The following is a 25,388-nucleotide window of genomic DNA, read 5'->3' as shown; positions in this document are numbered from 1 at the left end:
GTCATCTTTTTTTATTGTACGAATCTGCTTTTTTTTGTACAAAACGCGCCGGCGTAGGCTTTGCAAGCTGGCTGTCAGGAAACCCTGACAATCGCTGCAAAGACAGGGATGCCGGACCGACAACTATCTGTTCGGATAATTATCGAAGCGACCGGCAGCTGCTATGTTATGAAGCTCTTCTTCGCCATTTCATTCCCATCACAACAGCCACGCCGGTCCTGTCGGTCGTGCCGCTGCACAGGAGACTCGCCACATGACTACCCCTCGACGCAATCTGCAGCAAGCGACCGGTCTCGCCTTCCTTGCCGGCTATGTGGATACGCTCGGCTTCGTTGCCTTGTTCGGTTTGTTCACTGCGCACGTGACGGGCAACTTCATCCTCATCGGCGCGGCGCTGGCGGATGCCTCGCAGATGTCCATCCTGCTCAAGTTCCTGGCGTTTCCCGCGTTCATTGCCGGCGTGGCGGGGGCGCGTCTGTTCATTGTTGCGATAGAACGGCGCGGCGGACCGGCGCTGGCGCTGGCCTTGTCCTTGCAATTGCTGCTGCTGGCCGGCTTCATGGTGTTCGGCATGCTGGCGGCGCCGGTCGGCGCGGCAGTCTCGCCGTATGCGATGACGGCGGGATTATTGGGCACGGCGGCCATGGGCGTGCACAGCGCGATCAGTCGTTTGCTGCTGACCCAGCTGGCCCCGACTTCCATGATGACCGGCAACGTCACGCAGATCGTCATCGACAGCATCGATGTGCTGCGCGGCGTTGCCGACAGCGGCACGGCGGCGCGTTGCATGAAATTTTTCTGGACCATTCTGGCGTTCGGCATCGGCGCCATCGCCGCAGCGTTTGCCTATCGCGGTTACGGTTTCATCGCCTTGCTCGCACCCATCCTGATTCTGTCGGGCCTGATCGTGCTCGACAGGATTGACGCCGGACGAGTTTCCGACGATGCTGTCGCCCCATGAACAAAGCGCGACTCGAAGCATTCAGCGATGGCGTGATCGCCATTGCCATCACGATCATGGTGCTGGGCCTGCAAATGCCGCATGGCGCCGGCCTGGCGGATCTGCTCAAGCTGGTGCCGCAACTGCTGAGCTACGTGCTCAGCTTTACCTATGTCGGCATCTACTGGGTCAACCATCATCACCTGCTGCAACCGGTCAGCCGGGTCAACGGCCGCATTCTCTGGGCCAACCTGCATCTGCTGTTCTGGCTGTCGCTGATCCCCTTCGTCACCAACTGGGTCGCCGAGCATCACCGCGACCCGGTGCCGGTGGCTTCCTACGGTGCGGTGCTGCTGATGTGCTCGGTGGCGTTCCTGTTGCTGCGACGGGCCTTGATCGCCAGCGAAGGCAGCGATTCGCGGCTGGCGAAAACCGCCGGCAAAGGCTTGAAAAACTGCGCCTCGATTGTGCTGTATGGGTTGGCGATTCCCTTGTCGGTCTGGAGTCCTCTCTCCGGTACGGTGATCTATGTCGTGCTGGCCGCGCTCTGGTTCATTCCCGACCACCGGTTTGAAAGTGCGCCTTCTCGTCAGCCTTGATCTGTTTTTCCTTCGATCTGCTGATTTGCAGCAAGTATTTGCCTGCCGATCAGCCGCATTGCGCCTCACCTTTCGACTAGTGTTTTACAGATCCGGATGCCTCATTCTGTCCTCAGCAAGTTTGATTGGACAGACACCTTCCGGAGGCATGATGAAAACTACTGCAAAACGTCGGGAAATAACTATAGGAGCGCGCCTGGGCATCGGCTTTTCGCTGGTGTTCCTGCTGATGATCGGGCTGACCGTCCTGAGCATCGTCGAAGTCAACGCGATCGAAAACCACCTGCGCACCATCAATGACATCAACTCGGTCAAGCAAAACTACGCCGTCGCCATGCGCAGCAGCATCCATGAACGCGCCATCGCCCTGCGCGACATGACGCTGGTCGATCAGGCCGGATTGTCCGATGCGTTGAGCGCCGTCACGCGCCTGGACGCTCAGTATCGCGAATCGCAGGCGGCGTTGGCGCGGGAGGTCAGCGACAGCAGGCATGCCGACGCCGGCGAGCAAAAGTTGTTTTCGGCCATCGACGCCGTCGAAGGGCGCGCCATGCCGCTGGTGATGCAGGCGGTCGCCATGCGTCAGGCCGGCCAGGCCGACCAGGCGCGCGAATTCTTGCTGAGCCGCGTCAAACCTGAGTTCATCAACTGGCTGCAAGCCATCAATAACTTCGTCGCCGCCGAAGAGCACAAGAACCAGGTCGAGTCCGACCAGGCCAGACGCCGCGCCGCCGGCTTTGAAGCCTTCATGGTGTTGTTGTGCCTGATCGCCATCGGCATCGGATCGGTGGTGGCGATGCTGGTCGTGCGCCGTGTCAAACGCATCGTCGGCGCCGAGCCGTGGGAAGTGACGGCGCTGGCGCGTGCGGTCGACCGCGGCGAACTTTATCACCAGGCCGAGGTGCCGGGCACAACGCACGCGCAGGCCAGCATCATGGGCGCGCTGGCCGGCATGAGCCGCAATCTGAAAGCGACCGTGGCCGAAGTGCGCCGCACCTCGGAACAGGTTGCCGTCACCAGCCGGCAAATCGTGCAAGGCAATCTGGATCTGTCCGAACGTACCGAGAACCAGGCCGGCTCCTTGCAGGTGACGGCGTCCACCATGGAACAACTGACCGCCACCGTCAAAAGCAATGCCGACAGCGCCGGTGAAGCCAATCGCCTGGCGCTGAACGCCTCGACCATCGCGGCCGACGGCGGCGCCCTTGTCGAAGAGGTGGTGCAGACCATGAACTCCATCGACGAGTCCTCGCGCAAGATCGTCGACATCATCGGCGTGATCGACGGCATTGCCTTCCAGACCAATATCCTGGCCCTGAATGCCGCAGTGGAAGCGGCGCGCGCCGGGGAGTTGGGCCGCGGCTTCGCGGTGGTCGCCACCGAAGTGAGAACCCTGGCGCAGCGCAGCTCGGCCGCCGCCAAGGAAATCAAATCGCTCATCGACGACTCGGTGGCGAAGGTGGAACTGGGCAGCGAACTGGTCAAGCGCGCCGGCCTCACCATGAACGAGGTGGTCGGCAGCGTGCGCCACGTGACCGATGTGGTCGGCGAGATCAGCGCCGCCAGCGTCGAGCAAAGCGCCGGCATCGCCGAGGTCAATCGGGCGATTGCGCGCATTGACCTGGCGACCCAGCAGAACGCCGCCTTGGTGGAAGAAGCCACGGTGGCGGCCAACGCCTTGCGTACGCAAGCCGAGACGCTGAACCTTGCGGTCGGTTTCTTCAAGCTCGACGAATTCGAGGCCGAAACCATTGTTGCGGAACAACAGGTGGTCGTGGTGCCCGCTGCGAAGAAGGCCAGGCCGGGCATGTCGGTACGTGCGCGCAGACCGGCGCTGGGGATGCACGCTGTCGATATCTATTGACCCGTCCGTTCCTGCGCCGGCATGGCGCGGAACAGGCAGAGAAGGACGCCGCAGCGGCGTCCTTTTTCATTTGTGCCGCGATTGCTCATGCTTTCTCGCTGCGACAGCGTCATATCTATACCTTGGTATAGGAGGATCAATCCAAAGTGGCATGGAATTGCGATGGCGCCGCGACTAAGATGTGTTCAAGACAATTCAAGAACAGAAAACAGGAGCATTGATGTCATGGATACCGCACCTCATTCCCGCCTTGTTCGCCTTGTTGCGGCACCACAGGAGCATTCGTCCGGTCGCCCGGTTGCTGGTTCTCCGGATGCGGGACCAGGTTTCGATGCTGCGCTGGTCTTCGCGCAGCTGTTCGAACGCTCATCTGCCGGGCAGGCATTACCGGCAGACGGTGCTGAACGAGACGGCGCAGCGCAGGAAAGACTGAAGCTGGCGCGCGATCTGCACGACGGATTTTTGCAGGACGTCACCGCGACCCTGATGCAGTTGCGCGCGGCGCAGCGGGCATTGCAGCAGGCATTGCAAGAGCAGGGGCAATCGCAGGCGATGCCGGACCAGCATCTGGAGCGCGCCATCCTGATCACGGAAGACACCGTCGCCAGAATGCGCCGGCGCGTCGGCGAGCTGCGCCAATCGGCCGCAACGCAGGCAAGTTCGCAGCCCCGCAACAGACAGGAGTTGAGGGACCTGTGCACGGCCTTGCATGTGCGTCTGGTGCGCGCCCTGCAGTACAGCGGCGTGACGCTTGAATTCGATGCCGGCGCCGGGCTGATGCTGCCGATGAAACGAGAGTTGTTGCACGAAGTCTTGCACATTGCCGGCGAGGCCGTTGCCAACGCGCTCAAGCACGGCTCGCCGGATCGCATCATCTGCACGGTGCATCAGATGAACGGCGTGGTGACGATCTCCATCGCCGACAACGGCGGCGGATTTCAGGCGGGGAAATCCACGCGCGACAAGCTGCCTTCCTTCGGCCTGACCGGCATGCAAGAACGCGCCGCATTGCTCTGCGGGAGTCTGGATGTGGTCGGCACCGGATCCGCCGGCGTGACCGTACGGCTGCAATTTCCCCATGCGCTTGTCGCGCATTGAACTGCTGTACTGAACTGTTGCATTGCATTTTTCATTTCCACCAGATAGCCATTTCCGATCGGAGCCATCATGACGAACGTCATTTCGAATGCAACTTCTTCTGAGCCGATTTCCATCCTGCTGGTCGACGATCATCCGATGATCCGTCTCGGCCTGCGCCAGATCATCGAGGACGAGCCGCTCTTTCTGCTGGCCGGGGAAGCGGAGAACGGCCGCGTCGCGGTGGAAAAATTCGAACTGCTGCGCCCGGACCTGGTGCTGATGGACCTGAACATGCCCGAGATGGACGGCATGGAAGCGATCCGCCGCATCCGCGCCATCGCTCCCAAAGCGCATGTGGTGATACTGACTTCGCTCGACGGTGAAGAAGACGTCTTTCGCGGATTGAAAGCGGGTGCGCGCGGCTACCTGCTCAAGGATGCGCCGGCGTCCCAGATCGCGGAATGCATACTCACGGTGACGCACGGGAATAAATACGTCAGTCCCTACATGGCCGGCAAGCTGGCCGCGCGCGTCGACCATGATGCGCTGTCGGAACGCGAACTGGAGATCTTGCAGTGGCTGTCGGAGGGCAAGAGCAACAAGGAAATCGCCCGGTTGGCGCTGGTCACGGAAGGCACCGTGAAGTTTCACGTCAATAACATCCTGTTCAAAATGTCGGCCGCCACGCGCACCGGCGCGGTAGTGAACGGTCTCAAGCGCGCGCTGATTACCTTGCACTGAACAGATGCCTGAAACGTGCCCGGCTGCTTGTCTGTACATAGCAGACGGGAGTACCGCGTGCATGTTCTCTATCGCCGGCCGACCTCAGGTGCCGCGCATCTGTACTCTTTCCGTCTTCATTTTTGAAGTGCACAGTTTCATTGAAACCCTTTTCGGGTAAGGAATTGCGAGGGTAGCGCCTTGATCGCAAGGCGTTCTCATTCCTGCCTAACTGTACTCCCTGTTCGTGCGACGGTTTGTATGTCCATCGCATCGCGTCTTGCTTCTAGACTTGATCCTGACAATTCAACCGGAAGCATGGACGTCGCATCGCTCGTCTGTTTCCGGCGTGCGCGTCCCACAGGAGATTCAGATGAAGCCAGGCAATTTTTCCATTCGTGTACGACTCGGCATGGCGTTCGCCTTTGTGCTTCTCATGATGGCGACGCTGATCGTGATCAGCCTGTTGCAGGTCCAGAGGATTTCTGCAATCCAGGACCAGGTGATGGAGGAGGACTGGGCCAAGCTCGACGCCATACAGACGATCGATGCCATGACGCGCTCCAACATGGGACGCATTCTGTCTTTGTTCATCACGACCGACAAAGCGGGAATCGCAAAGATCAAGGAAGAAATAACGGGCAACATTGCGGCGTCGCTGAAGGCCGTGGACACGCTGGACAGGCTGGTGATGTCCGACGATGGGAAAAAATATCTCGATGCCGTCAAGCAGGCGCGGCAGAAGTACGCGACGTCCTATCTAGAGGTGTCGAAATTGCTGGATGCCGGCGACGATGACGCCGCCTCCTCGCTGGTGCATCAACAGACGATGCCTCTGCTTGATGCCTTGCAGACAGAGATCAAGGTGATGGTCGAGCATCAGCGCGATGTCGTGGAGAAGAGCCGGCGCGAGTCCCAGCGCATCATCAATTCAGCCAGGCTGGTCATGATTGCGCTGGGTGCGGCAACGCTGGTGCTGGCGACGCTGCTGGCGTGGCGGATCAGCCGCAGCATCACCCGGCCGCTGGCGCGCGCCGTCGTCTTTGCGCGCACGGTCGCCGAGGGAGACCTGCGCCAGCAGATCACGGTGACCAGCCGCGACGAGACCGGGCAGATGCTGCTGGCGCTGAAGGACATGAATGCCGGGCTGGGCGACATCATTGCGCAGGTGGCGCAAGGTGCGCACGCCATCCTGCAGGCCTCGCAGGAAATCGCACGCGGCAATATGGACCTGTCGGCGCGCACCGAAGCGCAGGCCAGTTCGCTGGAAGAAACGGCTTCGTCGCTGGAGCAACTGACCGGCGCCGTGCATCAGAACGCAGACCATGCGCGCGAGGTCAGCCAACTGGTCAGCTCCGCCGCCAATGCTGCGCATGAAGGCGGCCTGGCGGTCGGCCGCGTCATCGAGACGATGGCGGCCATCGACAAGACATCCAGGCAAGTGGTCAACATCACGGCCATCATCGACGGCATCGCCTTCCAGACCAATATCCTGGCGCTCAATGCGGCGGTGGAAGCCGCCCGCGCCGGCGAATCGGGACGCGGTTTCGCGGTCGTCGCCACCGAGGTCAGGAGCCTGGCGCAGCGCGCCGCCACGGCATCGCATGAAATCAAGGCGCTCATCGATGAATCCATACAGCAGGTCGAGGCCGGCGGCCGCCAGGTGGAAGACGCCGGGCGCACCATCGAAAACGTGGTCGTGCAGGTGCGCGGCATCAGCCAGACCATGGCCGACATCGCGCTGGCGAGCAACGAACAGAGTTCGGGCATCGACCAGATCAATCACGCCGTATCGGAAATGGATCAGGTCACGCAGCAGAACGCGGCACTGGTGGAGCAGGCTGCGGCTGCCGCTGCGGCGTTGAGCGAACAAGCGATGCAACTGGAGCACGTTGCCGGCCGCTTCAAGCTGGCCCAGGTTGCCGGTCTGTCTGGACCGCTCCCTGTTGCCTTGCCGATCCGGTCGCCGGCGCAATTGTCGACACAATCCGCGCCGCCGGCGTCGCGGTTGTTGCCGGAAAGTTTTGCCTGAGCCGAGATCAGGCCTTGGAGGCGTCATGCGTAAACATCTGTTCGATCATGTGGGTTTCAATCGCACCGTTCTGGAGTGGGGCGCATTTGTTGCCGTGCTGGTCTTCGCCGCGCTGCTGATTGCCAACTTCGTTTGGTCCGAACGACGGCTCATTACTGCTTCCGAAACCTCGCGCATGCAGATGCAGACGCGCATCATCGAGGAGAACCTGTCGCATCAGTTTCAGGGTGTGCGCAATGCGCTGGACAGTGCGCGCGACGCCATCGGCCATCCCGAGCATTGCGACGCCGCGTGCCAGCAGCTGTTGCTGCAGTCGCTCAAGCGCGCCATGCCGGGCGTGCGCGCCATGGTGGTGATCAATGCCGACGGCAAGATCCGCATGTCGGCGGACGACATGGGGGACCGCCATCTCGACGATCGTGATTTCCTGTCGCAGATCTCGCGCATGTATTCGCGCAACCTGATGTATCTGTCGCAACCTTACGAAAACACGCCGGGCGTGTTCAACATCAAGCTGTCGGTGCCGCTGCTGGATGCGGAGGGGCGCAACGCCGGGGTCATCAGCGCTATTCTCAATCCTGAATATTTCGACGCCGTGATGCGTTCCGCGCTGTATGCGGAAGACATGAACAGCGCCATCACCGAAGAAGACGGCCGCCGGATCCTGTTCGTGCCGGCCAACCTGACCGAGATGCGTTCGCAGACAGGCAATGACGACGACTTCCTGGCGCGCCATCTGCGCAGCGGCGGCAGCACCAGCGTGTTGACCGGGCGTACCGCAAACGGCGAAAAGCGCATGGTGGTGCAACGCACCGTCACGCCGGGCGACATGGGACTGGACAAGACCCTGGTCATCAGCCTGACGCGTAACCTCGACCGGCTGCATGCAGGCTGGCACGACCTGGCCCTGTCCTACCTGGCGGGGTGGAGCATCTTTGCTTTGATAGGCGCGCTGGTGCTGGCTTTCATCCAGCGCCGCCGCGGCATGGTGCACAGCCTCAAGCGCATCCAGGAAGAGCGCCAGGCGGAAGCGGCGGAACGCATGGAGCTGGCCCTGAGCAGCGCCAACCTCGGCCTGTGGGACTGGCACATCCCCAGCGACTGCCGCACCGTCGACGCGCGCAGCAACGCCATCCTCGGCTACACCGCGGAGAAGCAGCACAATGGCTCCGGCGAGTGGCGCAAGCAGGTCAATCCGGAACACCGTGAAGCTTTGGACGAGGCCTTGCGGTTGCACCTGATCGACAGTTCCAATTCCTTTGAGGCCGAGTACCAGATGCAGCATCGCGACGGCCACTGGGTCTGGATCCAGTGCCGCGGCCGGGTGGTGCAGCGCGACCAGCAAGGGCGTCCTCTGCGCATGGTCGGCACGCGCATGGACATCAGCGCGCGCAAGAAGGCCGAGGCGGACATTGCGCACCTGGCCTTCTACGACGGGCTGACCAATCTGCCTAACCGCCGCTTGCTGCTGGACAGGCTGGGACATGCGGTGGCCAAGAGCGGTCGCGGCGGCTATCACGGCGCCGTGATCTTCGTCGACCTCGACAATTTCAAATCGCTCAACGACACCATGGGACACGACATGGGCGATCAGTTGCTGGGCATCGTCGCCTTGCGGCTGAAGCAGGTGACGCGCGAAGCCGACACCGTGGCGCGGCTGGGCGGCGACGAGTTCGTGATCTTGCTGGACGATCTGGGCGCGACGCCGGAAGAGGCCGCCAACAATGCCGAGTTCGTCTGCCGCAAGGTGCTCTCGGCGCTCAATGCGGGCTATTCGCTGGGCGGCTACGAACTGCGCAGCACGCCCAGCATCGGCGTGGTGATGTTCGGCTCCGGGTTGCATACCGTCAACGATCTGCTGCGCCAGGCCGACATGGCGATGTACGAAGCCAAGGCGGCCGGCCGCAATACCTTCCGTTTTTTCAATCCCGGCATGCAAGAGGCGCTCGACGAGATCGCCATGCTGGAAAGCGATTTGCGCCATGCGCTGACGCGTCGCGAATTGTTGCTGCACTACCAGCCCATCGTCGATGCCGAAGGCCGGCTGAGCGGCGTCGAAGCGCTGATGCGCTGGCGCCATCCGCTGCGCGGGCTGGTGTTTCCCGGCACCTTCATCAGCCAGGCCGAGAAGTCCGGCATCATCGTCGAGTTCGGCGAATGGGCGCTGGAAGCCGCCTGCGAACAACTGGTGCACTGGTCGAAGAGCTATGAAACCGAGCATCTGACGATTGCGGTCAACGTCAGCGCGCGGCAGTTCCGCCAGCCGGAATTCACCCAGCGCATCCTGCAGATCATCGAGCGCACCGGCGCCAACCCGCGACGCCTGAAACTGGAGCTGACCGAGAGCATGCTGCTGACCGATATTGAAGACCTGATCGACAAGATGAGCATGCTCAAGACGCACGGCGTCGGTTTCTCTCTCGACGATTTCGGCACCGGCTACTCTTCGCTGAGCTATCTGAAAAAACTGCCGATCGATCAGTTGAAGATCGACAAGTCTTTCGTGCAGGACATGCTGCTGACGCCGCATGCGTCATCGATCGTCAGGACTATCGTCAGCCTGGCGCAAAGCATGGGGCTGCAAGTGGTGGCGGAAGGCGTTGAAACCGCGGAGCAATGGGCGGCATTGAGGAAGATAGGATGCGGCAGTTTTCAAGGATACCTGTTCGCCAAGCCGGGACCCATTGCGGAGCTGGGAAGCTGGTTCATCGCGTCGGAAGGAACGGCCCAGACCGGCGGCCGCATACATCAGCTGGCCTTGGTGAGTCCGATCGCCTGAGGCGGCTGAACGTGAGGAGCCGGCAGCGTGGCATTGCGAGTGGCGGCGTCTGCGGCTTTTTTCGCCTCGATGAAGCGGGCCCGATGTGCTTCGGCCGATTCGATGACCGGCTCTTTTTCGCTCAGTTCTTTCGCAATCTCGCCGAGCGTGCGCACCGCCGTTTCCATGGCCTGGTCCCAGGTGAAGCTGTAGTTCAGGCGCAGGCAGTTGGTGAAGCCGCCGTCGAGAGAAAACATCGGGCCGGGAGCGATGCTGATGTCGCGCGCCTGTGCGAGCGAATACAGTTCCAATGCATTGACATGGGCCGGCAGCACGATCCACAGCAGATAGCCGCCGGCGGGCCGGGAGGTGGTCGTGCCTGCAGGGAAGAAGCGCTTTACCGCCGCAGTCATGATGCGGACTTGCTGCGCATAGGTCTTGCGCAGGCGGCGCAGATGAAAATCGTAGCCCTCGTTTTTCAGGTATTCGGCGATGGCGATTTGCGGCAGGGACGGCGTGGTCACGGTATTGAGGAACTTCAGATGCTCGATTTCCTGACGGTAGCGTCCGGTCAGCGCCCAGCCGATACGGTATTCGGCGGTCAGGCTTTTCGAGAACGAGCCGCAGTACAACACCAGTCCCTGCGTGTCGAAGGCTTTGAGCGACTTGGGCCGCTGCTCGCCGAAATGCAGTTCGCCGTAGACGTCGTTTTCAATGATCGGCAATCCATGCCGCGTCATCATCTCGACCAATGCTTTTTTACGCCGTTCCGGCATGTTGAAGCCGAGCGGATTCTGAAAGTTGGGCATCACGATGCAGCCCACGATGCGGCGCTCGGTCGAGGCGGTGATGGCGCTTTCCAGCGCATTGACGTCGATGCCGGCTTCCGGGTCGGTCGCAATCGGCACCGCCAGCATCCCTCTGCGTTCGATGGCGTGCAGCACGGCGTAATAGGTGGGCGATTCCACCGCGATGGCGTCGCCTGGTTTGGCGATGGCTTGCAGGCAGAGATTGATGGCTTCGGTGGCGCCTTCGGTGATGATGATTTCCGACGCGCTGATCGCCAGGCCGGTTTCCAGATGGCGACGCGCGATCTGGCGGATCAGTTCCTGGTTGCCGGGCGGCAATGCGCCCATGAGTTCCTGGCGCTCGCGGCGGCGATACAGGCCGCGCGCCAGCTGGCTGATCCTGGCCCAGGGAAACAAGGACGGATCGGGGTAGGGGGAACCCAGCGGCAGGGAGTTCTTGCAGTTGATCGAGCGCAGGTTGGACAGGGCCAGCGCGTAGGGCGGCATGGCGGCGGTGACCGGCGGTTCGCCGCTGACGTTCAATGGCGACGCGTCCTGCCTATCGCCATCCTGGCGCGGAGGAACTTCCTTGCTGCGCTGGCGGACGAAGTAGCCCGATTGCGGACGGCTCTCGATGATGCCGCGGCTCTCCAGCAACAGGAAGGCGCGGATGACGGTGGAAATGCTGAGCTGGTGCAACTGGCTGGTGCGCCGGACGGACGGAATTTTCTCGCCTTCGCGCATGAGGCCTTGTTCGATTTGCTGACTGATGGTGTCGGCAAGTGTTTCGTAGAGCGTCATCGTGTTCTCCCTCCGGCGCAGGTGCACCAGCTGTTTTTTATGCTATGCCGCCGACTGTGTTTCGCCAATCATACGTGGGTATGAACGGTAATTTCTGCGAAGAAATGATGCCGGCGCGATGCGCCGCTTTGCTCGAAGCGGGGGAGGGGAAAGCCGGCGCAGACCCGGCCGGTTTCCCCAGACGATGTTGCGAGACGCGGTATGCCGACGCCGTTCGCTTCCCCCGTGGCAGGCGTGCGCCGCCCGGCGCCGTCTACTTATACTTTAGTGTAATACGCATTCTCTTACAATTCATCCGCGCTTATACTCGCACGCAGAAGCAGATCTGAAAACAACAAACAGAACATCAATAACAGGGGCTGGCATGTTCATTTCCGCTCGATCACCGTTGCTGCCGATTACCGCCGGCATTCTGACCGTGACGATATTTGCAATCGATGCGTTGACGCCGCTGGATATCGCCATCGCCGTGTTGTACGTGGTGGTGGTGCTGCTGTCGGTCGCCGCATGGCCGCGCCGCGGCGTGGTGGCGATGACGTCCTTGTGCATCGTGCTGACCGTGGTCGCTTACGCGACCTCGCACGGCCTGGCCATCTACGACGCCGCACTGGCGCGCTGTCTGGTGAGCCTGGCCGCCATCGCCATTACCGCTTTCCTGGCGCTCAAGGGACAGGCCGCGGCGAATGCCCTGATCCAGCGCGAAGAAGCCCTGCATCAGGCGCAGACGCAGCTGGCGCATACCAGCCGCGTGACCACGCTGGGCGAGCTGGCCGCCTCCATCGCGCACGAGGTGAATCAGCCGCTGGCGGCGATCGCCACGCACGGCGAAGCCTGCTTGCGCTGGCTCAATCGTCCGCAACCGGATCTGGAGGAAGCGCGCATGGCGGTCGACGGCATGCTGCGCGATGCGCACCGCGCCAGTGAAATCATTCGCCGCATCCGCGCCATGGCGCGCAAGGCAGAACCGTCTTATGTTGCCCTGAATCTCAGCGAAGTGGCGCGTGAGAGCTGCGATCTGGTGCAGCGCGAGCTGGCGCGTACGGGCGTTCAGCTGAGCCTTGAGCTGCAAGACGATTTGCCGCCGGTGCGTGCCGACCGCGTGCAATTGCAGCAGGTGGTGATCAATTTGCTGATGAACGGCATCCAGGCCATGACCGAAGCGCACAGCAAAGATCGCTCGCTGAGCGTGACCTCATCGTTGTGCCGGACGGAAGAGGGGGAGTGCGTGGCGCTGACGGTGTCCGACACCGGCCCGGGTTTCCCCGTTGCGCATATCGGCCGCTTGTTCGAGGCGTTCTTTACCACCAAAAAGGATGGCATGGGGATGGGCTTGCCGATTTGCCGCTCCATCATCGAAGCGCATGGCGGACGTATCCAGGCGCAAAACAACGCGCTGCGCGGCGCGGCGATTTCTTTCCATTTGCCGGTCATCGCCGAGGGCGTCATCCATGGCTGATCCGATCGCAAGCAAGCAACCGGCGCCGATGATCTATATCGTCGACGACGACGAAGCCCTGCGCGGCGCCTTGGGCAGTTTACTGCGCTCGGTGGGCATGCAGGTGCAGGCCTATGCCTCGGCAGCGGCCTTTCTGCAGCGGGCGGCGCTCGATGCGCCCAGTTGCCTGTTGCTGGATGTACGCCTGCAAGGCATCAGCGGGCTGGATTTTCAGGCGGAGCTGCTCAAGTCCGGCAGCACCATGCCGGTCATCCTCATGACCGGGCACGGCGACATTCCGATGAGCGTGCGGGCGATGAAGGCGGGGGCGATCGATTTCCTCACCAAGCCGTTTCGCGAGCAAGACTTGCTGGACGCCGTCGGCGTGGCGCTGGACAAGGATCGCAAATCGCGCGAGTCGCGCCAGGCCAGTTCAGGACTGGCGGCGCGCTACGCCAGCCTGACGCCGCGCGAATCGGAAGTCATGAAGCTGGCGGCCAGCGGCTTGCTCAACAAGCAGATCGCCGGCCAGCTCGGCACCAGCGAGATCACGGTCAAGATCCATCGCGGCAACGCCATGAAGAAAATGCAGGCCAAGTCCTTTGCCGATCTGGTACGGATGGTGCAGGCGCTGGAGCCGCCGTCGTCCTGACGGTTGCACGGAGGCGCACGGCGGTGCAAATGTCCGGCTTGGCGGCCGTGTCTTCCTGATTTTCACAATTCTTTTTTTCCTTTTTCGGCCTGCTTTTGCGGGCCGTCTCTTTCTTCCGGTCCCGGTTGCCCCTGCCGTCCACTCATACCATCGTATGGTTATTTCGCGGCCTCATGTTTGTTACTCTGCATCCATGGATTGATAAACACTGCCTGCGCTGTTGTTGCAGGCGGCCAGGTCGGCAAAGACGCAACAAGGACGCACAGTGACAAAAATCAGCAGGATTGCAGTAGTGGACGATGACGGATCGGTGCGGGACGCATTGACGGGCCTGGTGCGCTCTCTCGGCATGGAAGCGATCGGCTTTTTATCTGCAGACGATTTTGTCGCCAGGGCCGGTTACGAACAAGTGGATTGCATTGTCACCGATGTGCAGATGCCGGGCATGAGCGGCGTCGAATTGCTGGAATTTCTCAGGAAAGAGCAGCGCGCGATTCCGGTCATTGTCGTGACCGCCTATCCGTCGCCCGCCGCCCGTGAACGTGCGCTGGCTGCCGGCGCCATACATTTTATGAGCAAGCCGTTCAACGGCAATGAAATGGTACGGTGCATCGAGCAGGCGCTGGCGGCGCCATAAACCGATACGACGAATCACAACGGGGGAAATATGGAAAACCTTTTACTGCAATCCTTCAAGCCGGCTGCGAAGAGCGCATCTCGGGCGACATCGGCAGTTGTTCGTCCCAAGCCGGATTCCTTCGTTGCTCGCATTGTCAACTTGATGCCGCCCACGCTGGCGTCGCGCTTTGCGCCCGGATTCATGGACGACGTTAGACAGCGCATCGGCAAGCATGCGCGCTGGCCCATCTATGCCTTGCTGTTGCTGGTGATCGGTTCGGGGATAGGCCTGTCGCTGGTGATGCAAAGCACGGTAGAAAACATCCGCAGCGCAGCAGCGCCGCTGGTGCAGTGGGAGCTTTCCTCGCAGAACATGCACGACGTCAATGAGTTGCTGCGCGAAGGCGGCCTGGTCGACGGCAACATCAATCGCATCGCCCATCTGGTGCACTGGTTCAACATGCTGGCGCTGCTGACGGCGCTGTTCATGATGTATCACATCTGGGCGCGCTTTCGCTCCGAAGACGCCCTGGCGCATCAGGCGGCCCACGATCCGCTGACAGGGCTCGGCCATCGCCGCGCGCTGGAGCGTCGCCTGCGCCGTCTGCGCGGCCGCACGCATGCGGTGGTGCTGGGCAGTATCGACCGCTTTGAGCGCGTCATCGGCGCCTACGGCCATGAGTTTGCCGATCAGATGACCATGGACATCGCCAATCGCCTCACCGCCGTCGCCGCAGCGCATGAGGGCGAAGTGTTCCGCCTCGACGGCGCCAATTTCGTGATCCTGTATCGCCATGCGGCGCATTCGCCGGCATTCGGCGCGGCGCTGAAGGCCTTGCAGGCGGACATGAACTCGCCGTTCGTCTGTCGTGCGCATGAAGTGTTTTCCAGCCTGAGCCTGGGCGCTGTCGAATATCCGCGGCATGGCACCGAACCGGCGGTCTTGCTGCGCAACGCCGACGCCGCGCTGCAATCGGCGCGCGCCGCCGGCGGCAACCTGCTGGTCGCTTATTCAGAAGAACTCAATACCGAAACCGAACGCCGGGTGGATCTGGAAGCGCAACTGATTCACGCGTTGCAACGCGATGAACTTGAACTGCACTTCCAGCCGCAGCAGCGCCTGCGCGATGCCGAGCTGATCGGTTTCGAAGCGCTGGTGCGCTGGCGCCGCGGCGACAAGCTGGTGCCGCCCGCAGAATTCATTCCGATTGCAGAAGAGTCCGGCCTGGTGATCGCCATCGGCGACTGGGTGCTGGAGCGCGCCTGCGCAAAGATATTGGCGTTGCGCGCGCAGACCGGCAAGGACTTCGTCATCGCAGTGAACATCTCGCCGCGCCAGTTTTTGCATCCCGATTTCCTGCGCAAGATCGAACGGCTGTTGCAGCAGACGCAGATCGATCCCGCCACGCTGGAACTGGAAATCACCGAAGGCGCCGTGATGGAGCAAACCGAACATGCCATCGCGCTGCTGCATCGGCTGCGTGCGTTGGGCTTGAAGCTGTCGATCGACGATTTCGGCACCGGTTACTCCAGCCTGTCGTACCTGAAGCGTTTCCCCATCGACAAACTCAAGATCGACCAGTCTTTCGTGCGCCAGCTGAAACCGCATTCGCAAGACTCCGCCATCGTTGAAGCGGTGATCGGCCTTGGTCACACCCTGGGCATCAACGTCATCGCCGAAGGCGTGGAAACCATCGACCAGCGCGAATGGCTCAAACGGCTGTCCTGCGATGAAATCCAGGGCTACTACTACAGCCGCCCGCTGGCAGGCGAGCAGGTGCTGCCGTTCGTGCAGAGCCAATATCCTTACCAGTATCGGACCGCCTGAGTCAGCGACTGGTCAGGCTTGCGGGGCACCGGCCCCGATAAGCAGGCGCGTTATCGTCGGGAAGTTGCAAGTGCGGCAATAAAGATCAGGCAGCGGCTTTCATATTTGCAATAATATTTTGGTGTGAGCCGAAAATAACGCGATAATTCGGCTGATAGCCTGACTAATTGCAGAAACATGAGCCGCCTGAAAAAAATAAAAGTCGAACAACTCGAATTGGGAATGTACTTCTGTGGCTTCGAAGCGTCCTGGATCGACCATCCTTTTTGGAGAAATCGTTTCCTCCTGAAAGACGTGGCGCATCTGCAGCAGGCGCGGGCGAGCGGCATTGCGGATTGCTGGATCGATATCGACCAGGGCAAGGACGTCCCTGAAGAGACTGCGGAAGACGAGCTGGAAGAGGTCGAAGCGCTCGCAGAAGAGACCGAAGCAAGCCCCGCCGACCAGGCGCCGGCGCTGCCTGTGCTGTCGATCGCCGAAGACAGGAAAGACCAGCCTACGGTCACGGTGACGATTGCCACCGCCGCCGATCCTTTCTTTGCGGAAGTCGAACAGGCGCGCCTGTTGTGCGAAAGCGCCAAGGACACCGCCAAGGCCATGTTCGCCGACGTGCGTCTGGGCCGCGTCATCGACATGGATCGCTGCCAGCATCTGGTCGATCAGGTCACGGCATCGATCTTGCGCGACAGCAGCGCACTGACCAGCATCGTGCGCCTGAAGATCGCCGACGATTACACTTATATGCATTCGGTCGCCGTGTGCACCCTCATGGTGGCGCTCGGCCGCACCCTGGGAATGGACGAAGCCGCCTGTAAAGAGGCGGGGCTGGCGGGTTTGCTGCATGACGTCGGCAAGGCCTTCATCCCGGTGGACATTTTGCACAAGCCGAGCAGCCTGACGCCGGCGGAGTTCGAAGTCGTCAAGCGTCATACGGTGCTGGGCCACGACCATCTGGTCAAGAATTCCAATATCCCGGATTATGCGACCGACGTCTGCATGCACCATCACGAAAAGGTCGACGGCACCGGTTATCCGCACGGCTTGAGCGGCGCCGGGATTTCGCTGCTGGCGCGCATGACCGCCGTCTGCGACGTCTACGACGCGGTGACGTCGGAACGGCCTTACAAAAAGGGCTGGGATCCCGCCGAAACGCTCACCAACATGGCGACCTGGACCGGCCATTTCGACAAGACCATCATGTCGGCGTTCGTCAAGACGCTGGGCATTTATCCGATCGGCTCCTTGCTGAAGATGGAATCCGGCCGTCTGGGCCTGGTGATCCGCCAGAGTTCGGTGGTGCTGACCAAGCCGGTGGTGAAGGCGTTCCGCTACAACAGCGAGGGCGAAATCATCGACTCCGAAGTGATCGATCTGTCGGACCCCGATGCGACCGATCGCATCCGCCAGCGCGGCGGCGAAGAATGGCTGAAATACAACGGCCTGGACAAGATGTGGACGCAGCCTTCGCAACCCAAATCCTGAATTCTGATTCCGTTCCAGAAACAAGCGGCGCGCGTCATCACGACGCGTCGCCGCTTTGCTTGCCCGACATGATCTGCGGCAGCTCTTGCACCAATGCATCGACCGCCAGCCTGACCTTCAGCGGCAGATGCGGGGTTTGCAGCCAGAGCGCAAAGACATCGTAGGGATAGCCGGATTGCTCCGGCAAGACTTCCACCAGTATCCCCGCTTCAAGACGCTCGCGCACCAGCCATGAGGGCAGCCATCCCAGGCCAGCACCGGTACTGACCGCATCGGCAATCGCCGCCAGATCGTCGAAGCGAAACCGCGCCGGCGGCGCGATGTCGATGGACGATCCGTCCGCATGAGGAAACTGCCACGGCGGCACCGGGCCGGAGCGGCGATAAGCGACTGCATGGTGATGCGCCAGATCGTCGATGGTGGCCGGTTTGCCGTAGGTATCGAGGTAAGCCGGTGCAGCACAGACGATCATGCGTTGGCGGGCAACGCGGCGCGCGACCATGCCGGCGTTGTCGGCCAGCGGCCCGGTGCGGATGGCCAGGTCATAACCGTCTTCCGCCAGATCGGCAAAGCGGTCGCTCAACGACAAATCCAGTTCCAATGCCGGATAGCGCCGGGCAAATGCCAGCAGGACCGGCATGGCGCAATGGCGTCCGAAATGCACCGGCAGCGTGACGCGCAACTTGCCGCGCGGCTCCGCAAGATGATCGGCGGCGAGATTATCGGCGGCGTCCGATTCCGCAAGGATCAGTTTGCAGCGTTCGTAATAAGCCCGCCCGAAATCCGTCAGGCTCTGGCGCCGCGTGGTGCGATTAAGCAGCCGCACGCCCAGGCGTTCTTCCAGAAAACGAATGTGCTTGCCGACCATCGGCGCCGACAGGCTGAGCGCATCCGCGGCGGCCGCAAACGAGCCGAGATCGACGGCTTTGACGAAAACATCCATGCTGGCAAGACGGTCCATATTCGAAACTATTAGTTACTAGTGAGCGTCATTATGGCCCATTTATCGGCGATTCTTGCGTTGATACAGTGTTTTCGTTACTAATGCTGATGAGGTGTTGCGATGACAAAAGTCGTTCGTTTTGACCGTTACGGCGGTCCTGAAGTGTTGCGTGTCGAGGAGGTGGAAGTCGCGCCTCCCGCTGCCGGCGAGGTGCAGATCCGCGTGCAGGCGCTTGGCCTGAACCGGGCGGAGGCCTTGCTGCGCGCAGGGACGTACATTGAAACAGCGGTATTTCCCTCCGGCCTCGGGCTGGAAGCGGCCGGTCTTGTTGCCGCTGTCGGCGCAGGTGTGGACGGTTTCAGGCCGGGCGAGGCGGTCAGCATCATTCCGCCGGTGTCGATGGTGCGCTGGCCTGCCTATGCCGGGTTGATCAATGTGCCGGCCGGCAGAGTGGTTCGCAATCCGGCGTCCTTGAGCGCGGAGCACGCCGCCGCCATGTGGATGCCTTATCTCACCGCCTATGGCGGGTTGATCGATATCGCCGGACTGGGCCGCGGCGAGGTGGTGGCGATCACGGCCGCGTCGAGCAGCGTCGGCCTGGCGGCGATTCAGATCGCGAATAAGGTGGGGGCGATTCCTGTCGCGGTCACGCGAACTTTTGCCAAAAAGCAGGCGCTGCTCGACGCCGGCGCGGCGTATGTCGTGGCTGCGTCGGAACAGGATCTTGCGGCGCGGCTGGCCGACATCACGTACGGGCGGGGCGTACGGGTCGTGTTCGATGCGATCGGCGGTCCCATCTTCGGGCCGCTCACCGAGGCCATGTCGCGGGGCGGCATCCTCATCGAATACGGCGGCCTGAGCGGCGAGCCGACGCCGTTTCCGCTCGCGGCTGTATTGAGCAAAACGCTGACCCTGCGCGGCTATCTGGTCCACGAGCTGATTGGCAATCCGCCTCGTCTGGAAGCGGCCAAGACCTTCATCCTGGATGGCCTTGCTTCCGGCGCGTTGCGGCCGACCATCGACAGGGTGTTTGCCATCGACCAGATCGTCGATGCGCATCGCTATCTGGAAGGCAACACGCAGTTCGGCAAGATCGTGGTGACGATCTGATAACAAAATAAATTCCTTTCTGCGTATTGACTTAGTAATTTCTAAGATATATCTTAGTAAATATCTTAACAAAGAAAGGAAATATCATGTTTGGACGTTTTATCGGGGGCCACCATGGTCCCGCACATCACCGCCATGAGCGCCCGCATCACGGCGGCGGCTTGTTTGAAGAAGGCGGTCGCGGCCGCGGCGGCAGGGAAGGCGGACGCGGTCCGCGCATGTTTGAGCAGGGCAGCCTGCGGCTGGTGATTCTGCATTTGCTGCAGGACAAGTCGCGTCACGGCTATGAAGTCATCAAGGCCATCGAGCAACTGGTCGGCGGCGATTACAGTCCGAGCCCGGGCGTGATTTACCCGACGCTGACCTTGCTGGAAGAGTTGGGATACGCCGCAGTGGAGGCGGAAAACGGCGGCAAGAAGCTGTATCGCGTAACGGCCGAAGGCGTGGATTTTCTGGACCAGAACAAGGAAGCGCTGGAGATCGTGCTCAAGCGTCTGGATATGAAACAACGCGCCAGCAGCGCCGGCACCGATACGCCGGAACTGCGCCGCTCGATCCAGAATTTCAAGATGGCCTTGCATACCCGGCTGGGCAAAGGCGAACTCGATCAGCAGCAGCTGCACGCGATCATCGACATCATCGACCGTGCAGCCGTCGCCATCGAGCGCACCTGAGCCGCTCAATGACGTAAACGAAGCAAAGCAAGGATAGGCAAATGAGAGAACATCGTTACCGCATCACCATGGAGCATCTGGCGACCGCCTCGGAAGGGCAGACGCAGCATGCGCCGCTGCAGTTTGAAACCGGCAATCACGACGATCTTTTCGGCATCATCGACAAGATCCGCAGCAAGAATCAGTTCGACGCCGATACCAGCGCCGCGCTGGCGCTGGGCTTGAAGCTGTTCGGAGAGGTCATGCTGAAGAATCGCAAGCATCCGCTGTTCGAAGACATCCAGTCGCCGCTGCGCGACTTCATCGGCAAACTGAAATCGCTGCCGGCGATGGAAGCGCAGCCAGAGTCCGGCGATGCCGGCGACTCGCCGGCGCAATAAACCGGCTCCATGTCGCGACAGGAACCTACCCAGCAAACCAGCCAGGCCATGTTCCGTCGCTGCAAACACCTGATCAGGCCCGTTCCGGCGCGATCATTTCTGCATAGTCATACAGCGCGCCGAGGATTTCTTCGCCGCGTTCATCCACGCTTTCGGACAACTGATCGATCTGCTCGAACAGGGCATCCAGGGTGCGTGCGCCGCCTTCGCCTTCGAACAGGCGAGCGGCGCGGTGCTCTTCCCAGCGTTGCGCTTCTTCCGCCGACAGGCTGTCGGGGAAGTTGCGCGCGCGGTAGCGGAACAGCAATTCTTCCAGCCTGGCATCGTCGAAGGTTGCGCGCGTCTGCGCCAGCTGTTGTGGCGTCAGCGCGCGCAATTGCGTGAGCTGGCGGCGATCGTTGTTGCCGACGAATCCGCCGTACAAGTCTTCATCCACATCCGGCGCCGCTTCTTTCGGACGCTGGAATACCTTGGCCCAGATCGCGCTCATTTCGGGCAGGGCGGCGGCGGCAGCAGCGTTTTGCAATGCGCCGTCGATGTCGAGCCCGAGTTCGGCGGCGCGCGCCGGGGTGAGCGTCTTCAGGCTGGCGATCACCATCGGCGACTTGTTCAGATGGATGGTCTTGACCGGCAAACGAGAGACGCCTTCCGGCAGATCGTCAGTCTTGCTGAACATGCGGGTGCGGATCGTGTCGACGTCCAGTCCTGCCAGTTCGCCCGGATCGCGGCTCAGGTCCCAGGCGATGATTTCGTTCTTGTTGGTCGGATGCGTGGCGAGCGGCCACATCACGGCGAGGCAGCCTTGCGTGGCGGGGAACATGCCCGAGACGTGCAGGAAAGGCTTGGCCGCCGGCAAACCGATTTCGGCGGCGACGCGATCTTTTTTATGCAACGCCAGACAAAAGTCGAACAGGCGCGGCTGGCGGTCGCGGATCAGCTTGGCGAAAGCGATGGTGGCGCGTACGTCGGAGAGCGCATCGTGCGCCGCTTCATGCAGCAGGCCGTTGGCCTTGGTCAGGTGTTCCAGCTTGAAGCTGGGGGTGACGCCGTCTTCCTTCTTCGGCCATTCGATGCCTTCAGGGCGCAAGGCGTAGGTCGTACGTACGACATCCAGCAAATCCCAGCGGCCGCAATTGTTTTGCCACTCGCGCGCATACGGATCGATCAGGTTGCGCCAGAACATGAAGCGCGTGATCTCATCGTCGAAGCGGATGGTGTTGTAGCCTACGCCGATGGTGCCGGGTTCGGACATGGCTTGTTCGATCTGCGCGGCGAACTGGTATTCGGGAATGCCGCGCTCAAGGCAGACCTGCGGCGTGATGTGCGTGATCAGGCAGGATTGCGGATCCGGCACGAAATCCGGCGCCGGTTTGCAATAGATCATGATCGGATCGCCGATCTCGTTGAGTTCGGCATCGGTGCGGATCGCGGCGAACTGCGCCGGGCGATCGCGGCGCGCCTGGGCGCCGAAGGTTTCGTAGTCGTGCCAGAGGAAGGTGTGATTGGACATCGGGACAGTGAAGAGTCGGTGATTGCGAAGCAAGGAGGAAACAGGCGCGGTGGAAGCCCGCCTGAACTTCCGCGATTTTAACCGACGATCACTGTTGCGCGGGTTTTGCCGGAGGCCGATGGAACGGGCCGGCGGCCCCGGGCATATTTATTGAACGATGCGCCTCTCGTTCTTGTTGAGGATCGCTTGCAGGATTTTTTGCAGGTCGCCCTGATGCATGCCGCTATTGGCGGGGCTGCTGCCGTATTCGATGTTGTCGATGACCCAGCCGCGCGCATCGCGCGCGAGGACGACACGGTCGGTGGACTTGAACGGCGATTGCAGTTTGGCGTCGCTGTAGATCACTTCGACCGAGCAGGTGCTGTTGCTTTCCTTGACTTCGCAGCCGAGCACGCGATAAGTGGAGGCGCCCTTGGGATGCGTAGTAAACAGATCGCCGTCGACCAGCGGCGGAGTCTGGTTGTCGGTCTGCGCCAGATGCGCTTCTTCGGCGACCGAGACATCCTTGAGCAGGTCGAACAGCGGCACCGACAGGAAGTGGCGGAAGGTGATCAGTTCTTTGAGCGACAAGGCGCCGGTCGGGCGGTTGGATTGATGGGTCTGATAGAAACTGTTTACCAGATCCTTGGCTTCTTGTTCGCTGCTGGCGCTGCAGCCTGCCATCAGCAGGGCGGCTGCAAGAATCAGAGTATTGCCGAATTGCTTCACGATCTTTTTCTCCCTGGCCTTGTCGTCGGCGACCCGATGCCTGAGCCGGCCGTCGCGTCCATTGTTGGTTTTAGCGCCGCATGGCGATGTTGTCATGTCGTCAGCGGCCCCGGGATGAAACGGTGCGGATTGCCGTGAGGAAATGCAGACGACATGATAAATCAAACTGCCTGCCTCATCACACACCCGGCAAGGCGCAATACAGGATGCGCGGGACGGATGAGGCGTCGATGCATCTATCGTACCGCAGCAGACCGGCGTCGCTGATGGAGAAATTATCGGAAGAAGGGGCGCATTTCTTCAATATGCGCGACAGGTGCGGTACAGAAGGAACGCGCTGTATCGCCGGCCGCAGTTGCAGTCCGGCGACACAGGAGAACTCAGTTGTAGTCCTGGACGATGCTGTTGAGCGTGTCGGTCAGGTATTCGCGCTGCGAAGACTGGCCGCTGCCGAGGAACTCGATGTCGTCGATGCGCCATTGCTTGTTTTCTTTGATCAGCAGCAACTTGTCTTTCCAGTTTTCGTCGCTGCCGCCATTGCTGCCTGCGTGGCGAAATTTCACCTGGCAGGAGGCGCGATTGTCTTCGCTTTCGCAGCCGTCCAGCTTGAACGAGGTGGCGCCTTCAAACAAAGAGGTGAACAGGTCGCCGTCCACCAGCGGCGGCACCGGGTCTTCGGCGGCGGCGTGATATTTGACTTCGGTCTCGGAGGCTTTGCTCAGCAGCGCGAACAAGGCTTGCGAGAGGAAAGGCTGCAGCTGTTTGAGCTCATCGGCATTGGGGATGCCGGGGGTATGCGTCTTCAGGTGCTGCTGGTAAAACCCGGAAATCACCTGCTCCTGCAAGTGCGTGTCGTCCGGCGGCTCGCTGCACGCCGTGGCACAGGCGACGGTGAACAAGGCGGCGATGCGGGTAAAAATCTTCATGCAATAAGGTCCGGGTCAATCAGTACTGAGTTGTGTTGTAGTGTGCGTCGCCATGTGCAGATGACGACGCGCGGTCCTGTCAGAGTGGCGAACGCGTCATGCGTTCCACATGTTGCTGCAGTTGCTGTGCGGCATCATCGCTGCGGCAGGATGATGACCTGTTGCAATGACAGGACTGTGACAAGCGTGCATGCAGTGCGGATGCTGCCCGTATCCATCATGGCCGGGCACAATCGAACCTGGTCGGATCCGGTCGGGCCGCTCGGGAAGCAGCCGGTGCGCTTCCCGATCTTGCTCCGTTTTATTTCGATTCGGTCAGCAAGGCGAAATGTTCGACGTGCGGCGCGCTGGCGAAAAATGGGCCGACGATGCCGCGCCATTCGGTGAAGGCCGGCGATTCGCGGAAATCGACAGTGTGATTTTCCAGCGTCGCCCAGTGCACCATCAACAGGTAGCGCTCAGGCGCTTCCACACCTTTTTGCACCTTGTGGCCGAGATAGCCCTTGGCTTTGGAAATGGTCTGCACGATGCCGCGCTGGATGGCTTCGTCGAATTCGGCTTGTTTGCCTGGCTGGATGCGGATGTCGGCAAGTTCCAGAATCATGGTTGTCTCCGTATGGGGGTAGGGTGATGAAGCGGGTCTCGATTATTACATTTTCCCGCAGGCATTGCGTGGCTCGCCCGTGCGGCTTCCGTCGCCGGATGAAAAGCCTTCAAGCCGGCCTGTACTTTATTGTACAAATGACTATGCTGAAAGCAGCGAGGCCTGCGTCGTCGGCCGGGCTTTATTCGTGGCGGTCGGCGGAGCCTTGCGCAAGAAGACAAGGAGACGACCATGTTGGGCAGACAAAGACTGTATTTCATGTTACCGGATGTTTCCAGTGCGCGCAGCATGCTCGATGAGCTCTTGCTGGCGCGCATCGAAATCCGCCACATTCATTTCTGGGCGCGCGACGGCGACTTGCCGGGCGACATGCCCGATGCGACTTTTTTCCACAAGACCGATCTCACGCACGGCGCCGAAATGGGTTTGCTGGCCGGCGGGCTGATGGGGATGGCAGGCGGTTTGTGGCTGGTGCTGTTTCCGCCCGAGTGGGTGCAGCTCAGCTTGTTCGCGGTGCTGGTCACGACCGCCGCGGGAGCGGTGCTGGGCAGCTGGATGTCGGGCATGGCGGCGGCTGCGATTCCCAATTCGCGGCTGAAAAACTTTCATGCGGATATCGCGAGCGGCAAGGTGCTGTTGCTGGTCGATGTGCCGTTCAAGCGGATCGAGGCGATTGAGGATCTGATCGAAAGCCGACATCCCGAAGCCAGCTTCCGCGGTGTGGAGCCGCATATTCCGGTTTTCCCCTGACAGTGGTTCTCGTCAGCCTGCGCACCGCCTTGCCGGTGCGTTTTTTTTGCGTTTGTATTTTGTGGATAGCAGATTTCAACAATCGGGATGTTCACGTCAGCTCGGCCAAATTGGGGCAGGCGACGCCCCATGCCGGGAAATCTGCACTGCGAAAAAGCAAGGCTTGCCAGCGGCGTAAATTTTTTA

General features: G+C 61.1%; 22 protein-coding genes. 16 read left to right on the top strand and 6 right to left on the bottom strand.

Translation table 11 applies throughout. The features are described 5' to 3' along the window. Window positions 1–253: 253 nt before the first annotated feature. The 7 genes from AKL25_RS12180 (at window position 254) to AKL25_RS12145 (ending at window position 10,014) form a co-directional block, all read left to right on the top strand. Window positions 254–961, top strand: coding sequence for a YoaK family protein (locus tag AKL25_RS12180; protein WP_050477930.1), 708 nt, complete (start codon window positions 254–256; stop codon window positions 959–961). After that, window positions 958–1,539 carry a TMEM175 family protein gene (locus AKL25_RS12175; RefSeq protein WP_050477929.1) on the top strand — a complete coding sequence of 194 codons (582 nt, stop codon included), beginning with the start codon at window positions 958–960 and terminating at the stop codon, window positions 1,537–1,539. The genes AKL25_RS12180 and AKL25_RS12175 overlap by 4 nt, the downstream gene beginning before the upstream one ends. A gap of 151 nt (window positions 1,540–1,690) precedes the next feature. Then, the gene (locus AKL25_RS24765; protein WP_083444669.1) at window positions 1,691–3,403 is read left to right on the top strand and encodes a methyl-accepting chemotaxis protein; all 1,713 of its coding nucleotides are present in this window, start codon (window positions 1,691–1,693) and stop codon (window positions 3,401–3,403) included. 225 nt (window positions 3,404–3,628) lie between these two features. Then, window positions 3,629–4,501 (top strand): sensor histidine kinase, encoded by an 873-nt coding sequence (locus AKL25_RS23740; protein ID WP_167541877.1) that lies wholly within the window; start codon window positions 3,629–3,631, stop codon window positions 4,499–4,501. Window positions 4,502–4,570: 69 nt separating this feature from the next. Beyond that, window positions 4,571–5,224, top strand: a complete 654-nt coding sequence (locus tag AKL25_RS12155; RefSeq protein ID WP_050477925.1) for a response regulator — start codon at window positions 4,571–4,573, stop codon at window positions 5,222–5,224. A gap of 352 nt (window positions 5,225–5,576) precedes the next feature. After that, window positions 5,577–7,235: a methyl-accepting chemotaxis protein gene (locus tag AKL25_RS12150; RefSeq protein WP_083444667.1), complete on the top strand. Its 1,659-nt coding sequence runs from the start codon at window positions 5,577–5,579 to the stop codon at window positions 7,233–7,235. 25 nt (window positions 7,236–7,260) lie between these two features. Further along, on the top strand, window positions 7,261–10,014 hold the full coding sequence (locus tag AKL25_RS12145) for a bifunctional diguanylate cyclase/phosphodiesterase (protein ID WP_050477924.1): 2,754 nt from the start codon (window positions 7,261–7,263) through the stop codon (window positions 10,012–10,014). Here the strand turns inward: AKL25_RS12145 and AKL25_RS12140 are convergent. Further along, window positions 9,984–11,582, bottom strand: coding sequence for an aminotransferase-like domain-containing protein (locus AKL25_RS12140; RefSeq protein WP_083444666.1), 1,599 nt, complete (start codon window positions 11,580–11,582; stop codon window positions 9,984–9,986). The two genes, AKL25_RS12145 and AKL25_RS12140, sit on opposite strands and share 31 nt — an antisense overlap. A gap of 364 nt (window positions 11,583–11,946) precedes the next feature. Here AKL25_RS12140 and AKL25_RS12135 point away from each other — a divergent pair, with 364 nt between their 5' ends. The 5 genes from AKL25_RS12135 to AKL25_RS12115 all read left to right on the top strand — a co-directional run bounded on the left by AKL25_RS12135 (window position 11,947) and on the right by AKL25_RS12115 (window position 17,597). Then, entirely contained in the window at window positions 11,947–13,038 is a 1,092-nt protein-coding gene (locus AKL25_RS12135) for a sensor histidine kinase (protein ID WP_083444665.1), read from the top strand. After that, window positions 13,031–13,669 (top strand): response regulator transcription factor, encoded by a 639-nt coding sequence (locus tag AKL25_RS12130; RefSeq protein ID WP_050477922.1) that lies wholly within the window; start codon window positions 13,031–13,033, stop codon window positions 13,667–13,669. The genes AKL25_RS12135 and AKL25_RS12130 overlap by 8 nt, the downstream gene beginning before the upstream one ends. Before the next feature lie 265 nt (window positions 13,670–13,934). Then, entirely contained in the window at window positions 13,935–14,306 is a 372-nt protein-coding gene (locus AKL25_RS12125) for a response regulator transcription factor (protein ID WP_050477993.1), read from the top strand. 183 nt (window positions 14,307–14,489) lie between these two features. After that, complete coding sequence (locus AKL25_RS12120) at window positions 14,490–16,115, top strand: putative bifunctional diguanylate cyclase/phosphodiesterase (protein ID WP_240475723.1); 1,626 nt, start codon at window positions 14,490–14,492, stop codon at window positions 16,113–16,115. Between the two features lie 177 nt (window positions 16,116–16,292). After that, complete coding sequence (locus tag AKL25_RS12115; protein WP_050477920.1) at window positions 16,293–17,597, top strand: HD-GYP domain-containing protein; 1,305 nt, start codon at window positions 16,293–16,295, stop codon at window positions 17,595–17,597. A gap of 37 nt (window positions 17,598–17,634) precedes the next feature. Here the strand turns inward: AKL25_RS12115 and AKL25_RS12110 are convergent, their stop codons facing one another. Beyond that, window positions 17,635–18,540 (bottom strand): LysR family transcriptional regulator, encoded by a 906-nt coding sequence (locus AKL25_RS12110; protein ID WP_240475722.1) that lies wholly within the window; start codon window positions 18,538–18,540, stop codon window positions 17,635–17,637. A gap of 120 nt (window positions 18,541–18,660) precedes the next feature. Here AKL25_RS12110 and AKL25_RS12105 point away from each other — a divergent pair, with 120 nt between their 5' ends. The 3 genes from AKL25_RS12105 (at window position 18,661) to AKL25_RS12095 (ending at window position 20,704) form a co-directional block, all read left to right on the top strand. Further along, window positions 18,661–19,650 (top strand): zinc-dependent alcohol dehydrogenase family protein, encoded by a 990-nt coding sequence (locus AKL25_RS12105; RefSeq protein WP_050477918.1) that lies wholly within the window; start codon window positions 18,661–18,663, stop codon window positions 19,648–19,650. 86 nt (window positions 19,651–19,736) lie between these two features. Further along, on the top strand, window positions 19,737–20,324 hold the full coding sequence (locus AKL25_RS12100; RefSeq protein ID WP_050477917.1) for a PadR family transcriptional regulator: 588 nt from the start codon (window positions 19,737–19,739) through the stop codon (window positions 20,322–20,324). Between the two features lie 41 nt (window positions 20,325–20,365). Further along, entirely contained in the window at window positions 20,366–20,704 is a 339-nt protein-coding gene (locus AKL25_RS12095; protein WP_050477916.1) for a DUF3861 domain-containing protein, read from the top strand. A gap of 73 nt (window positions 20,705–20,777) precedes the next feature. Here the strand turns inward: AKL25_RS12095 and sbcB are convergent, their stop codons facing one another. From sbcB to AKL25_RS12075, 4 genes are all read right to left on the bottom strand, one after another. Continuing rightward, entirely contained in the window at window positions 20,778–22,214 is a 1,437-nt protein-coding gene (gene sbcB / locus AKL25_RS12090; RefSeq protein ID WP_050477915.1) for an exodeoxyribonuclease I, read from the bottom strand. 147 nt (window positions 22,215–22,361) lie between these two features. Beyond that, on the bottom strand, window positions 22,362–23,018 hold the full coding sequence (locus AKL25_RS12085) for a YqhG/Tai3 family protein (RefSeq protein WP_240475721.1): 657 nt from the start codon (window positions 23,016–23,018) through the stop codon (window positions 22,362–22,364). A gap of 284 nt (window positions 23,019–23,302) precedes the next feature. Further along, window positions 23,303–23,848, bottom strand: coding sequence for a DUF3828 domain-containing protein (locus AKL25_RS12080; RefSeq protein ID WP_050477914.1), 546 nt, complete (start codon window positions 23,846–23,848; stop codon window positions 23,303–23,305). Window positions 23,849–24,149: 301 nt separating this feature from the next. Then, window positions 24,150–24,452 (bottom strand): antibiotic biosynthesis monooxygenase family protein, encoded by a 303-nt coding sequence (locus AKL25_RS12075; protein ID WP_050477913.1) that lies wholly within the window; start codon window positions 24,450–24,452, stop codon window positions 24,150–24,152. Between the two features lie 231 nt (window positions 24,453–24,683). Here AKL25_RS12075 and AKL25_RS12070 point away from each other — a divergent pair, with 231 nt between their 5' ends. After that, the gene (locus AKL25_RS12070) at window positions 24,684–25,202 is read left to right on the top strand and encodes a DUF1269 domain-containing protein (RefSeq protein ID WP_083444664.1); all 519 of its coding nucleotides are present in this window, start codon (window positions 24,684–24,686) and stop codon (window positions 25,200–25,202) included. The last annotated feature ends 186 nt before the right edge of the window (window positions 25,203–25,388 follow it).

The organism is Herbaspirillum rhizosphaerae (assembly GCF_001189965.1).
GTDB classification, from domain to species: domain Bacteria; phylum Pseudomonadota; class Gammaproteobacteria; order Burkholderiales; family Burkholderiaceae_D; genus Herbaspirillum; species Herbaspirillum rhizosphaerae.
This window is presented reverse-complemented; position numbering and strand designations above follow the sequence as displayed.